The sequence below is a fragment of the Halalkalibacter sp. APA_J-10(15) genome, from assembly GCF_023017105.1.
Classification (GTDB): domain Bacteria; phylum Bacillota; class Bacilli; order Bacillales; family Bacillaceae_D; genus Halalkalibacter.
Genome location: NZ_JALKEV010000020.1, coordinates 64,714 through 79,904 on the forward strand (window position 1 = coordinate 64,714; position 15,191 = coordinate 79,904).

The window sequence follows — 15,191 nt, forward strand, 5'->3', positions numbered from 1 at the left end:
ACGTTTACACTGGAGCAATAGTCGGGTTTAACCCGATACTCGCTGGGCGAACCGCTGCTTCCTCTATATCTAGAGCTAGTTCCAACACTTCATCTAAGTGTTCAACAGCGATAACCTCAATTTCTGTTATTTTCTTTATAAGTGCTTGTTCGTTTTCTTTCGGTATAATGACTTTCGTTGCTCCTGCTAATTTGGCAGCTTCAACCTTGGCTACAACGCCTCCAATTGGTTTGACTTTACCATGAATCCCCAGCTCTCCTGTCATTGCTACTGTATTCTTCACTTTATCTCCTTGGATCGCCGAATAAATTCCTGTTGCAATGGCAATACCCGCAGATGGCCCATCAACAGGTCCACCACCTGGAAAGTTCACATGAATATCGTAATCATATGTAGGAATTCCCATACGGCGAAGCACAGTTACAACATTCTCCACAGACCCTTTCGCCATACTTTTCCTTCTAATTGAACGCATTTGATTACCTGTACTTTCTTCCTCGGCAATTCCTGTTATATTAACCGAGCCTTTGCCGATATTTTCAATTACATTTACTTCAATTTCTAATAAAGCACCTAAATTAGGTCCATAAACAGCAAGACCATTGACGAGTCCTATCGTTGCATTCGCATGAATTTTTCGTTCTGGACGAGGTGTAAGCTGGCTCGCATGTAAAACCCATTCAACGTCTGATAATTGAATCTCCTTACGTCCATCTGAAGTTGCCACCCCTGCTGCGATTTGAACAATGTTAACAGCTTCACGCCCATTTGTTGCATATTTTGATATACGTTCAATTGCTCCATCTTCAACTTGAGCATTTATTTTATCCGCAGCTTTTTGTGCAATTGCTACAATTTCCTGTGGGTGTAAAGCTCTGAAATACACTTCTAAACAACGGGAACGAATCGCGGGTGGTAATTCACTAGGTGTCCTTGTTGTAGCTCCAATTAGTCGAAAATCAGCAGGTAATCCTTTTTGAAAGATTTCATGGATATGACGAGGAATCTGTTGGTTTTCAGGATTATAATAAGCACTTTCTAGAAATACTTTACGGTCTTCGAGGACTTTTAACAATTTATTCAATTGAATGGAATGTAGTTCCCCAATTTCATCAATAAATAGCACGCCACCATGAGCCTTTGTTACTGCACCATGCTTCGGCTGAGGAATGCCGGCTTGACCCATCGCACCTGCACCTTGGTAAATCGGATCATGAACGGAACCTATCAAAGGATCAGCAATCCCTCGCTCATCGAAACGTGCTGTCGTACCATCTAACTCAACGAAAACAGCATCTCTAGCAAAAGGAGAGTCGGCATGCTTTTTAGCCTCCTCTAATACGAGACGAGCAGCCGCTGTTTTCCCAACTCCAGGTGGACCATAAATAATGACATGCTGAGGATTTGGGCCACATAAAGCTGCACGTAATGAACGTATCCCTTCCTCCTGTCCAATAATATCATGAAAAGAAGAAGGACGAACCTTTTCGGCTAGTGGCTCACTTAAAGAGACCGAGCGCATCTTTCGTAATTGTTCCATCTCTTTTTTTGACTCCCTATCAACCGAAACCTTTTGATTGCGTTGGCTTTTTAATAAATTCCAAAAGTAAACCCCAATGACAACACCAAAAAACAACTGAATAAGCAAAGCTATACCTGTCCAATTCATAAAATAACCTCCCAGAAGTTTCATTGTTCCATTAGTATGACCGGGAAAAACATCCCTAAACAAAGAAACTTCTGTAAGAAAACGCTAAGAATTGATTTTCTTTCATGATTAGCGTAATAAGATAAGCTAGTCTGGAACCTACTTAAAAAAGCGCTTCGGATTAAGTCCGAAGCGCTTAACATGCTATTCTTTTATGCACTTTCCTTTGGTTCTGTCTTCGATAACGTCATTTCAGTACCATCCTCAGTTAAGAGAGTTGGGGCTTTGTGCTCTGTAATACATTTATCATGAATGACACATTTAACAATGTCATCTCGCGATGGTAGATCAAACATAACATCAAGCATAAGTGTTTCAATAATGGAACGTAATCCACGTGCACCCGTTTTTCGTTCAATCGCTTCATTCGCAATTTCACGTAGAGCTTGTTCAGTAAATTCTAATTCAACATCATCCAATTCAAGTAACTTCTTATACTGCTTCACGAGCGCATTTTTCGGTTTTGTCAAAATTTCAACTAGAGTATCGACATCAAGTGGCTCTAAGCTTGAAATAACTGGAAGGCGGCCGATAAATTCTGGTATAAGACCGAAGCGTAATAAGTCCTCTGGCAACACTTTTGCTAAATACTCTCCTGGCTTTAAGTCTTCTTGCCTCACTTCTGAACCAAAGCCAATGACTTTCTTGCCGAGTCTTCGCTTAATAATCGTTTCAATGCCATCAAAGGCTCCACCACAAACAAACAGGACATTCGTCGTGTCTATTTGAATAAATTCTTGATGAGGATGCTTACGTCCTCCTTGCGGTGGTACACTAGCTGTTGTCCCTTCAAGAATTTTCAGTAAGGCTTGTTGAACCCCTTCACCTGAAACATCACGTGTAATTGAAGGATTTTCTGACTTTCGTGCTACTTTATCGATTTCATCAATATAAATAATTCCCTTTTCCGCTTTTTCAACATCATAATCTGCTGCTTGTATAAGCTTCAAAAGAATATTCTCAACATCTTCCCCTACGTAACCCGCTTCCGTTAAAGAAGTCGCATCTGCGATCGCAAATGGAACATTTAGAATACGCGCCAGCGTTTGTGCAAGTAACGTTTTCCCACTACCTGTTGGTCCAATCATACAAATATTACTCTTAGCTAGCTCAACCTCATCTGCTCGACTTAACGAATTAATTCTTTTGTAGTGGTTATAGACAGCAACAGATAGTGACTTTTTGGCACGATCCTGACCAATGACATAATCATCTAAAATTTGGCGAATTTCACTCGGCTTTGGAACCTCTTGAAATTCAACTTCTTCTTCTGTACCTAATTCCTCTTCTACAATCTCCGTACATAATTCAATACATTCATCACATATATAAACACCAGGACCAGCAACAAGCTTACGGACTTGGTCTTGAGTTTTCCCACAGAAAGAGCATTTTAACTGCCCCTTTTCCTCGTTAAATTTAAACATGCAATCACCCCTCAAAAAATATTGTACCATCCTCACGCATAAAATGCTTTTATGAAGACTTATATATACAAATGGACATATAGCTCATATATTTGTAAGCTTCAGTTAAGTTTGATGTCAATAACCGTTTATTTCCTATATGCCTCCTTACCGTTATTTCATTACTCTTTAACATAAGCATCGTTCATTTGGAACAGCTTATGCTAAAACAAATATTATGTATGGATTGATTATACATTCAATATTCACATCAAAAAACCCTTTTTCTTGGATGAAATTATCAGCTAATTTCTATGCTTTTTTCATCTATGTCCGTTTGTTCTAATTAGCTTTCACCATTATGACAAAGCTCATACATCATTCAATGTTTGAAGCAAGGCAGTATTGAAAAACAAGGCACGAAGAATCGCGCCTTGTGTATGAACTTTATTCACTTTAAGCTCATTATATTCTTACTTTTTGTTTTCCACTAAGAATTCTACAGCTTTTTGTACCTTCAAGTCAGCTTTCAAACTATCTACTCCACCTTGTGCAGCAAGAAGACCTTTAATCTCATCAGCAGAACGTTTATACATTTCCGCCATTTTCTCGATTTCCTTATCCACATCTTCATCAGATGCTTCTAAGCTCTCTGCTTCGCTAATCGCTTCTAGCGTCAGGTTCATACGCACACGCTTTCCGGCATCCTCTTGGAATTGCTGACGCATAGCAGCTTCATCTTGACCAGAGAATTGGAAGTACATCTCTAGGTTCATGCCTTGTGCTTGAAGACGTTGCTCAAATTCTTGAAGCATACGATCAACCTCAGAGTTAACCATAGCCTCTGGGACATCAATCGTTGCATTTTCACTCGCTTGTTGTACAAGTGCATCACGAACTTGGTGATCAGCTTGGTGCTCTTTATCCTTTTGTAGCTTTTCTTTTAAAGAAGCCTTTAATTCATCAAGTGTTTCCACTTCTTCATTCGCATCTTTTGCAAACTCATCATCTAATTCTGGTAACTGCTTACGCTTAATATCATGAACCTTCACTTTGAACGTAGCTGGCTTTCCTGCAAGATTTTCAGCATGGTACTCTTCAGGGAATGTTACTTCAACATCCTTCTCATCACCAGCTTTTAAGCCAATCATTTGCTCCTCAAAACCTGGAATAAACTGACCAGAACCAATTTCAAGTGAATAGTTATCTGCTTGTCCACCTTCAAATGGCTCTCCATCAACAAAGCCTTCAAAATCAAAGACAACTGTATCACCTTCTGCAATTTCGCCATCTTCTAGTACAACTAGCTCTGCTTGACGCTCTTGAAGTGTTGTTAATTCAGCTTCAACATCCTCATCTGTTACGTTCGTGTCAGGTTCTTCAACTTCTAAGCCTTTATAGTCACCAAGTTCAACCTCAGGCTTCACGGTCACTTTCGCTGTGAAAGTTAAGTTGCTTCCCTTTTCCATCGTTTCAATATCAATTTCTGGACGATCGACTGGCTCAATTCCTGCTTCTTCTACAGCTTGAGCATACTCTCCTGGTAGAAGGATATCTAGAGCATCTTGATATAGTGACTCTACACCAAATTGCTTTTCAAATAATGAACGAGGTACTTTTCCTTTACGGAATCCTGGTACATTAACCTTCTTAACAACTTTCTTAAAAGCTTGATCTAGTGCATCATTCACTTTTTCAGCTTCTACTTCAACTGTTAATACTCCTTCGTTTCCCTCTTGCTTTTCCCATTTTACAGTCATATTCTATTCCCTCCAACTTAATTACATCTGCTACATTTCCGAACCATTCATTCGTTCTATAGTCTTTGACAACCACTCTAGTATACCATAACGTTTGCTCAATTCAAATATTACTATTTTTCCAACAAATATCTCTATTAGTATAAGAAATCAGTAATGGCATAGTATGATACTCATTCTTGTAAAGGAACTCACTGATAGCAGATTCCCTTTAAAATGCCCAAACCCCAAATCAGTTCGTGAAGAAGGAACATCTATTATTAAACCTGGTAGACAGAAGCTTCCATTTCCATGACCTCTTCCATCTTTTCGAGCAATCGTTCTTGGTCGATACCTTCCATTTGCATGACCTCTAGACATTCTAAGCCTATTCGTTCTGCAGCGCAAGCATAAAATACACATCCCCAAAATAAATCCGCTTTTGGTTCTGGATAGTGAGGATAAATCGCTAGCATATAAGTAACACAGAGTTGCCTCGCTATCTCTAATAAAATCGGGTCTTCACTTTCAACTAACTGTTCTAACTTCTTTACCACATCTCTTTGAAACGCTTCTAATCCATCCTGGTCAATTTCACTTGGGTTCACTTCGAGCGTTTGTGTTCCCTTTTTATATGTAATCTTAGTATGTAAACCCTTATCTCTTAACGATTGTAAAGCTAACGAGACAAGAACTGGATCATTGTTTTCTTTCCCTATGTATTCAATAAGCAATGAAATAGCATCTGGTGCATCCGATTCTCGTAGCATCCAAATCGCTGAAGCTTGAAGTTCAACCGACTCTGCAAAAAGCATAGGCTGAACCTTTTCTGAAATAGAATCCTCTTCCTTAGCAGATGGTGCCCATTCTCGGTCTTCAATCATTTGTCTGCTAAAATGAAGTAATTGATAAAATGACTCCGCATACTGAGAAGGCAACTTCTCCTCAGTTAATACCGCTTCTAATAGCTGTACGACTTCATTATAGTCACCTAGTTGAACGAGTAAAGAGATATGAACTTGTAAGACTTCATAATAATCACTCTCACCTGCGTGTAATAATTGTTTAGAATGAATAAGTGCTTCCTGAAGCCTACCTAATTCAATTAAGCTGAGCATTTTACCGAAAACGACTTGTTGATTTTCGCTCTCATATGATTCCGCATCGACAAAATATTGAAGCGCTTTTTGTCCGTCTTTATCTTTCAATGCATCCATCCCTTTTTCAATTAACCGCTTAACTAAGCCAGGATACAATATAACATTGGCCTTTCTTTCTCGCTTATCCACTTTGGAACCGCTCCACTCTAGCTCATGATTTTTTATTAGTGTATCAGCTACTACTGCAAATCACAATGACTACTTATGTATTCATCTTCTTCCCCAAATACCGATTATTCAAACCCAATCCTATGCTATGATTAGAGTAACCGAACAATTAGCGAAATATGATAATAGAAAGAAAACCACTGAAAAGGGAAACCCTCCCAAATTCAGTGGCTTAAGTGTATGCTACTTAGCCTGCTCAAATGCTGTAATCTTTTCTTCATATTTTAATGTTAATCCAATCTCATCCCAGCCGTTTAAAAGCATTTCTTTCCAATAAGGGTCAATTTCAAATGACGCTTTCACGTTTTCACCACTAATTGTCTGTTCTCTTAAGTCAACTGTTAATTTAAACCGGCTTGATCCTTTTCCTAATAACTTATAGACAATTTCCTCGTCTAATCGAATAGGCAGCATCCCATTTTTCACACAGTTATTATAAAAAATATCAGCAAAACTAGGAGCAATAATAACCTTAAAGCCATAGTCAGCTAACGCCCAAGGTGCGTGCTCACGAGATGAACCACAGCCGAAATTGTGTGCGGCCACTAAAATACTCGCGTCTTCGGTATGGGATTGATTTAATTCAAACGTAGGGTCAGGTGAACCATCGTCCAAAAAGCGCCAATCATAAAATAAAAATTGGCCAAACCCTGTTCGTTCTACACGTTTCAAAAATTGTTTCGGAATAATTTGATCCGTGTCGACATTGACACGATCCATCGTTGCGACAAATCCTTCATGCTTAATGATTGGTTCCATCACTATCCCCTCCTATCGTGAAACCTTCTCAGATTTCCACTTGCGAATATCAACAAAGTGTCCAGCAATCGCCGCCGCTGCTGCCATTTCAGGACTAACTAAATGAGTACGAGCCCCTCTGCCTTGACGACCTTCAAAATTTCGGTTAGACGTGGACGCACAACGCTCTCCTTCAGGAACAACGTCCGGATTCATACTTAAGCACATGCTACAGCCAGAATGTCGCCATTCAAAGCCTGCTTCAATAAATATTTGATCCAAGCCTTCCTCTTCCGCACGCTTTTTCACTTTTTGTGAACCAGGTACAACAAGAGCACGAACGTGGTCAGCTACTTGATGACCTTTCACGATTTCAGCTGCAGCACGAATATCGCTCAATCGCGAGTTCGTACATGAGCCAATGAAAACATGCTCAATGTTTATATCTGCTACACTCGTTCCTGACTTAAGATCCATATATTCAAGCGCCTGCTCAATCGCACGGCGTTCAGAATCACTTTTCGCATCCTCTGGAAAAGGAACCGTTTGACTAATTCCTACACCTTGGGAAGGATTTGTTCCCCATGTCACCATCGGTTCAATTTCTGAGGCATCAATCGTCACGACACGATCATAGCTCGCTCCCTCATCCGAGGCAAGCTCTTTCCACTCTGCAACAAGCGCATCATACTCTTCACCTTTTGGCACGTATTGGCGTCCTTCTAAGTAATCAAATGTCACTTGATCTGGACTAATTAACCCTGCTTTTGCACCAGCTTCAATCGACATATTACAGATCGTCATCCGTTCTTCCATCGTTAAGCCACGAATCGCTTCACCTGTAAATTCTGCGACTGATCCATTGCCGACATCAACACCAAACTTTGAAATAATAGCTAGAATAATATCCTTCGCTGAAAGGTCTGAATCTAGCTTGCCAGTAACGCGAATTTCAAGTGTTTTAGGTTTCGATTGCCATATCGTTTGTGTTGCTAGAACATGCTCTACTTCACTCGTTCCAATCCCAAATGCTAATGCTCCAAAGGCACCATGTGTAGATGTATGACTATCACCACATACAATCGTTTTACCAGGCTGCGTCAACCCTAGCTCGGGTCCAATAACGTGAACAATCCCATTCTCAGGATGCTCTAAGTCAGCAAGCTCAATATTAAACTCTTCGCAATTCTTCTTCAAAGTATCCATTTGTGTACGTGCAATTTGGTCATTAATATCATAACGATTAACAGTTGGCACATTATGATCCATCGTCGCAAATGTGCGATCAGGCCTGCGAACGGTGCGATCGGCTAAACGTAGACCTTCAAATGCTTGTGGGGATGTGACTTCATGTACCATATGCAAATCAATATAGAGTAAGCTTGGCTTCCCCTCTTCTGCTAGTACTTCATGCTTCTCCCAAATCTTTTCTATAATTGTCTTCGCCATTATCGATTCCCCCTATCTCTTCATTTTTTTCCTTTTACAAAACCCGCTATGAAGGTTTAGATCATAACGGGCAGCCTACTCATACATTACTGAATCTTTGTACGTAATGCATCAATGACTTTTTCAGTCATTTCAGTTGTCGAGAGAGCAGATTCTCGTTCATTTGTTAGATCAGCTGTACGGTAACCATCATTGAGTACTTGATTAATCGCACTTTGTAGTGCATTCGCTTCATTATGCATACTAAAAGAATAAGCTAACATGAGCGCAATCGATGACAAAGTTGCCAAAGGATTCGCACTATTTTGACCAGCAATGTCTGGAGCTGAACCGTGAATCGGTTCAAATAATCCCGGTCCATCAGCACTTAAACTAGATGAAGGTAGCATGCCTAGCGAGCCTGTAATCATTGAAGCTTCATCGCTGAGTATATCGCCAAACATATTCTCCGTGACCATCACATCGAATTGACGAGGATTACGCACTAGTTGCATAGCTGCGTTATCAACTAGCATATGCGCATAATCAACATCTCGATAATCCTTTGCAACTTCATCAACAACTTCACGCCAAAGTCGACTTGATTCTAATACATTCGCCTTATCAACTGAAGTTAGTTGCTTGCGACGCTCCCTTGCTAGCTCAAAACCTTTTCTAACGATACGTTCAATCTCAGAGCGAGAATATTGAAGAGTATCGATCGCCACTGTATCACCATCGATTTCACGACGTTCACGTGGTTCACCAAAGTAAAGCCCACCTGTTAGCTCCCTGACGATCATAACATCAACACCTTGAATAATGTCATCCTTCAAAGGTGATGACTCTGCTAGAGCATCAAAAATCGTAACTGGACGAAGGTTGGCAAATAACTGAAGTTCCTTTCTTAAACCTAAAAGGCCTTTTTCTGGACGTTGGTCACCTGGAAGCTGATCCCATTTCGGACCGCCAACCGCTCCTAACAACACAGCATCACTTTGCCGACAAGTCGTCAATGTTTCTTCTGGTAAAGGTGTTCCAAACTTATCGATGGAGGACCCACCAATTTCTCCATATGCATATTCAAATTGATGGTCATACAGCTTCTCAATTTCCTTTAAAACTTGAACGGCAGCTTCACAAACTTCTGGTCCAATACCATCACCAGGTAGAATCGCAATACGCTTTTCCATTCTTTCTTCATCCCCTAGACATTATTTACACACACTTATTTAGAGTACCTGACCCTGTTGCTGCTTCTTAAATAACCTCGATTCGTACGAATTAACGCTTTATCGGTTAGAAGAGACACCAACAAGCTCAGGTATCATTTGTTCATTTTAGGAGAGGAGGCCGGAATTCCAGCCCCCAATCTGTATCCAATTCATCCTACAATTAGATGTTGGACTTCGCTTTAACAAATGGCATCATTTCGCGTAGCTCACGACCAACTACTTCAAGTGGATGCTTGCTCTCAGCACGAGTAATTGCTGTAAATTCTGGACGATTCGCTTGGTTTTCTAGAATCCAACCTTTTGCAAATTTACCTGTTTGAATATCTTTAAGTACTTTACGCATTGCATCTTTTGTATCGTCTGTAATGATTTGAGGACCCGCTACGTAGTCACCCCATTGTGCTGTATCAGAAATCGAATAGCGCATTGTTTCTAATCCACCTTCATACATAAGGTCAACAATAAGCTTTAATTCATGCAGGCATTCAAAGTATGCAACTTCTGGCTGGTAACCTGCTTCTACAAGTGTTTCAAACCCAGCTTTCACCAATGCAGAAGCTCCTCCACAAAGGACAGCTTGCTCACCGAATAAGTCTGTTTCTGTTTCTTCTTGGAACGTTGTTTCAAGTACACCTGCACGTGCAGAACCAATTTGCTTTGCATAAGCTAAAGCGATCTCTTTTGCTTGACCTGATGCATCTTGGAATACAGCGATTAATCCTGGAACACCGCCACCTTCTTGGAACACACGACGAACTAGGTGCCCTGGACCTTTAGGTGCTGCAAGGAATACATCTACATTTTCAGGTGGTACGATTTGATTGAAATGAATGTTAAATCCATGAGCGAATGCTAATACTTTCCCGTCATTTAGCTCTGGCTCAATTTCATTTTTATAAACTGTCGGTTGAAGCTCATCCGGAAGTAGAACCATGATGACATCCGCTTTTGCAGCAGCCTCACGAACAGAGTATACGTCAAAACCATCATTCACTGCTTTATCCCAAGATTTACCTGGACGTAGGCCAATGATAACATCTTGGCCACTTTCACGCATATTTAGTGAGTGGGCATGCCCTTGTGAACCATATCCAATAACCGCTACTTTCTTTTCCTTCAATACTGCCTCATTTACATCTGAATTGTAATATACTTTTGCCATATTTACTCTCTCCTCTTTCATCAATGTTTTTTATATGAATTTTCAAAATTCAACAATAGTTAGTTAATCAGCGTTAATCGATGTGGATCAATAGATGGTTTCTTCGTGCTACGATTAAATGCTGTTATTCCTGTTCTCGCTAGTTCTTTAATGCCGTAAGGGCGAATTAAATCAATAAATGCTTCGATCTTTTGATGATCACCCGTTATTTGAACCGTTAAGCTCTCTCTTCCTACATCAATTGTAGAAGCACGGAACGTATTGACTAGAGCGACCACTTCCCCTCTTTGTTGAGGGGAAACGAGAATTTTAATTAAAGCAAGCTCACGAGCAACAATCGATTCATCGGTAATATCCTTTACCTTCAAAACATCGATTTGTTTATTTAATTGCTTAATCACTTGCTCCACATTTTGCATGCTATCAACAGCAACAACAAATGTCATTCGTGACACAGCAGGGTTTTCCGTCATACCGACCGTAATGCTTTCAATATTATAATGACGTCTTGCAAATAAACCTGTAATCCGATTTAACACACCTGACGTGTTATTAACTGTTGCCGTTATGATTCGTTGCATGGTTTAACCCCCTCCATTTGATGCTGTCCTTTGCCAGGAGAAATCATTGGATATACATTCTCTTCTTTGGCAACACGAATATCCATTAAGACTGGACCTGGATGTGCCATCATTTCTTCCAATGCATTCTTCAAATCAGATAAGTGATCAACTCTCACTCCCTTAATGTCATAAGCTTCAGCTAACTTTGTAAAGTTGGGCTGAATTGGGAACAAAGAGTTTGAATAGCGTTCACCGTGGAACAGCTGCTGCCATTGACGAACCATCCCTAGTGATGCATTGTTTACAATCACAATTTTCACCGGCAAATTTAATTCTTGCAAGATTGATAATTCTTGTGCAGTCATTTGGAAACCAGCATCACCGAGAACAGCGACAACAGGAGACTTCGGTTCAGCAAATTGTGCACCAATTGCTGCCGGAAAGCCAAAGCCCATTGTTCCAAGACCACCTGATGTGACCCAACGGTTAGGCTTATTAAAGCGATAGAACTGAGCTGACCACATTTGATGTTGACCTACATCCGTCGTAACAATGGCATCACCATTTGTCACTTCATGAATCATTTCAATTAAGTTCTGTGGCTTAATCGTTTCGCCATCCTCCTCATACCATAGAGGAAATTCATTCTTCATTTCCGTTAGCTTAGTAACCCAAGCCGTTGTATCACCTTGTTGACTCTCTTCTTCATTTAACATTTCAAGAGCCTGCTTCGCACAGCCAACAACTGGAATTTCCGTTGGGATATTCTTGCCGATCTCAGCCGGATCAATATCGATATGAGCAACCTTAGCATTTGGTGCAAAGAATTCTAAATTTCCTGTTAAGCGATCATCAAAGCGCGCACCGATATTAATAAGCAAATCCGATTCGTGAATGGCCATATTAGCTGTATACGTTCCGTGCATTCCTGCCATTCCAAAAAACAATTCATCGTCTCCAGGAAAACCACCTAAACCAAGCAACGTGTTGACAACAGGGATTCGCTGTTCCTTCGCAAATGCGTATAGCTCTTCAGCTGCATGAGCGTGGAGGATACCCGCACCAGCTAAAATAACTGGCTTTTTCGCTTCTTTTAATGAATCAATAACCTTTTTAATTTGCAGGCGATTCGGTACAATCGTCGGCTGATACCCTGGTAAATTCACTTCTTTTTCATAATCAAACACTCCCGTTGTAAGCGACACGTCCTTTGGCAAATCAATAAGTACTGGACCCGGACGTCCCGTTGTAGCAATATGGAACGCTTCCTTGATCATTCGCGGTAATTCCTCAACATTACGCACTTGAAAGTTATGCTTTGTAATCGGCATCGTAATACCAATCATATCTGCTTCTTGGAAAGCATCCGTTCCAATCACTGTTGATGCAACTTGCCCTGTAATGACAACAAGTGGTAATGAATCCATCATCGCATCGGCAATTCCTGTTACAACATTCGTTGCTCCTGGGCCAGAGGTTACGACACAAACACCTGGCTTCCCAGATACTCTTGCGTATCCTTCAGCTGCATGGATCGCACCTTGCTCATGTCTTGCAAGCACATGATGGATACCGGTCTTATAAATCTCATCGTACGTTGGAAGAATAGCACCACCGGGATATCCGAAAATGACATCAACGCCTTCCCTTCTTAGCGCCTCAATGACCATCCCTGACCCTGATAGTTCACGTTTCATCTCTTCCTCTGATTGATGGGTCTGTTCGTTTTGCTTATTAGCCTTCGATTTTGTATTCATCACTCATGCCTCCCTATTTGTATGATGTCATTCCCAATAGAACTCACTTTTCGTATATTAAACTTTTGATTATACGAAAAAAACCTTCTCACCCCATATAAAGCCACTTACTACCTGTAGCTAAAAGGGGCGAAAAGATTTTCTTTCCACGGTACCACCCTTATTCATCAAACAGTCCGTTTGATCTTATGGATAAGCTTATAACTTATCACGTTTTGATAACGAGTGCTGTGTTACACCCGATTAACCCTACTAAATGTTTCAGGCTAATACTCTGAGGTGAGTTTCATTAGCAACGACAACACCGCTTCTCAGCATTTACGGTTCTCTGTAGGAGTCTGTTACTAACTACTTTCCTCTTCTACGCTTTCAATCATTATATTTTCATTACTCCGCCCGTATTCGCAGATGTCACGAGCTTCGAATATCTTGCTAAATAACCTTTTTTCACTTTTGGTTCTGGTTCAACCCAATCTGTCTTGCGTTTTGCAAGCTCTTCATCAGAAATGAGTAGTTCCAATGTACGGTTAGGTAAGTCTATCTTTATTTTATCACCATTCTCGACGAATGCAATAGGCCCGCCTTCTGCTGCTTCAGGTGAAATGTGTCCGATTGAAATCCCTCTAGAAGCTCCGGAGAAACGACCATCTGTTATAAGAGCAACCTCTTTACCAAGACCTCGTCCAACAATTGATGACGTTGGGGCTAACATTTCTGGCATTCCAGGTCCACCTTTAGGTCCTTCATAACGAATGACGACAACATGACCAGCCTTTACCGTCCCAGCATCAATTTCCTTCTGTGCTTCTTCTTGTGATTCAAAGACAATCGCTTCACCTTCAAATACGCTAATCGAAGGATCAACGGCTCCAACTTTAATTACAGCGCCATCAGGTGCTAAGTTACCATAAAGGATTGATAAGCCACCTACTGGACTATACGGGTTATCTTTCCGACGAATCACTTCATCGTTTGTTATCTCAGCATGCTTATGTGTATCATATAAGCTCTTTCCAGTTATCGTAATCCGATCTGGGTTAATCGCTCCTTCAATAGAACAGAGCTCCTTAATAATTGCACTGACGCCACCTGCCTGATGGACATCATCCATCGAATAATCAGAAGCCGGGCTAATCTTACATAAATAAGGTACTCGCTCAGCTACTTCATTAATACGATTTAAGTCATATTCAATTTCTGCTTCATTAGCAATGGCTAACGTGTGCAACACCGTATTCGTTGATCCACCCATTGCCATATCTAGCGCAAATGCATCGTCAATAGTATCTTTTGTTACGATATCGCGTGGACGGATATCTTTTTCAATTAGTGTCATTAAATGCTTAGCTGCGTCTTTGATAAGTTGGTGTCGACCTTCAGACGTAGCAACCATCGTCCCGTTTCCAGGTAACGCTAGTCCAAGCATTTCCATTAGAGAATTCATTGAATTCGCTGTGAACATCCCCGAACATGATCCACAGGTTGGACAGGCAGACTGCTCAATTTCAAGTAACTCTTCTCTTGTCATTTTCCCAGATGAAAAGGCACCGACGCCTTCAAACACTGAAGCTAGAGATAAGCTTTGTCCATCCTTTGTACGACCAGCCTCCATCGGTCCACCTGACACAAACACAGATGGGACATTCGTGCGAACAGATGCCATCAGCATCCCAGGTGTAATTTTATCACAGTTTGGGATAAAAAACACGCCATCAAACCAGTGTGCATTAATAACAGTTTCTGCTGCATCACAAATGATTTCACGACTTGGAAGTGAATAACGCATACCAATATGCCCCATTGCAATTCCATCATCTACACCTATTGTATTAAACTCAAATGGAATACCACCCGCTTCACGAATAGCTTCCTTAGCTACTTCAGCAAACTTATTTAAATGCATATGACCAGGAATGATATCTATATATGAATTACAGACACCAATAAATGGTTTATCCATCTCATGTTCTTGTACTCCTGCTGCACGTAGTAAACTACGGTGTGGGGCACGGTCGATCCCCTTTTTTATCATATCACTTCTCATTTTTTACTCGCTCCCTATTCGTTTGCTTCTTTCTATTTCTCTAACTATTGTAAGCATCCGAAACACTTAAAAGAGGATGTAGA

General features: G+C 40.7%; 11 protein-coding genes and 1 other annotated feature. All 11 genes read right to left on the bottom strand.

Features of this window, described 5'->3' with window-relative positions; all coding sequences use genetic code 11:
• Positions 1–4: 4 nt before the first annotated feature.
• A complete protein-coding gene (gene lonB / locus MW695_RS19650; protein WP_247107197.1) occupies positions 5–1,669 on the bottom strand; it encodes an ATP-dependent protease LonB in 1,665 nt (554 codons plus the stop codon).
• Positions 1,670–1,860: 191 nt separating this feature from the next.
• Positions 1,861–3,135, bottom strand: coding sequence for an ATP-dependent protease ATP-binding subunit ClpX (gene clpX / locus MW695_RS19655; protein WP_247107198.1), 1,275 nt, complete (start codon positions 3,133–3,135; stop codon positions 1,861–1,863).
• 452 nt (positions 3,136–3,587) lie between these two features.
• A complete protein-coding gene (gene tig / locus MW695_RS19660) occupies positions 3,588–4,874 on the bottom strand; it encodes a trigger factor (protein WP_247107199.1) in 1,287 nt (428 codons plus the stop codon).
• A gap of 260 nt (positions 4,875–5,134) precedes the next feature.
• A complete protein-coding gene (locus MW695_RS19665) occupies positions 5,135–6,142 on the bottom strand; it encodes a tetratricopeptide repeat protein (RefSeq protein WP_247107200.1) in 1,008 nt (335 codons plus the stop codon).
• 222 nt (positions 6,143–6,364) lie between these two features.
• Positions 6,365–6,940: a 3-isopropylmalate dehydratase small subunit gene (gene leuD, locus MW695_RS19670; protein ID WP_247107201.1), complete on the bottom strand. Its 576-nt coding sequence runs from the start codon at positions 6,938–6,940 to the stop codon at positions 6,365–6,367.
• Positions 6,941–6,952: 12 nt separating this feature from the next.
• Positions 6,953–8,371 carry a 3-isopropylmalate dehydratase large subunit gene (leuC, locus tag MW695_RS19675; RefSeq protein WP_247107227.1) on the bottom strand — a complete coding sequence of 473 codons (1,419 nt, stop codon included), beginning with the start codon at positions 8,369–8,371 and terminating at the stop codon, positions 6,953–6,955.
• A gap of 83 nt (positions 8,372–8,454) precedes the next feature.
• Positions 8,455–9,540, bottom strand: coding sequence for a 3-isopropylmalate dehydrogenase (gene leuB, locus MW695_RS19680; RefSeq protein WP_247107202.1), 1,086 nt, complete (start codon positions 9,538–9,540; stop codon positions 8,455–8,457).
• 202 nt (positions 9,541–9,742) lie between these two features.
• On the bottom strand, positions 9,743–10,744 hold the full coding sequence (gene ilvC, locus MW695_RS19685) for a ketol-acid reductoisomerase (protein WP_247107203.1): 1,002 nt from the start codon (positions 10,742–10,744) through the stop codon (positions 9,743–9,745).
• Between the two features lie 59 nt (positions 10,745–10,803).
• Positions 10,804–11,325, bottom strand: a complete 522-nt coding sequence (gene ilvN, locus MW695_RS19690; RefSeq protein WP_247107204.1) for an acetolactate synthase small subunit — start codon at positions 11,323–11,325, stop codon at positions 10,804–10,806.
• Positions 11,310–13,004 carry an acetolactate synthase large subunit gene (gene ilvB, locus MW695_RS19695; RefSeq protein WP_247107228.1) on the bottom strand — a complete coding sequence of 565 codons (1,695 nt, stop codon included), beginning with the start codon at positions 13,002–13,004 and terminating at the stop codon, positions 11,310–11,312. The genes ilvN and ilvB overlap by 16 nt, the downstream gene beginning before the upstream one ends.
• Positions 13,005–13,186: 182 nt before the next feature.
• Positions 13,187–13,437, bottom strand: a binding site (T-box leader).
• Between the two features lie 3 nt (positions 13,438–13,440).
• A complete protein-coding gene (gene ilvD, locus MW695_RS19700; protein ID WP_247107205.1) occupies positions 13,441–15,108 on the bottom strand; it encodes a dihydroxy-acid dehydratase in 1,668 nt (555 codons plus the stop codon).
• Positions 15,109–15,191: the final 83 nt, after the last annotated feature.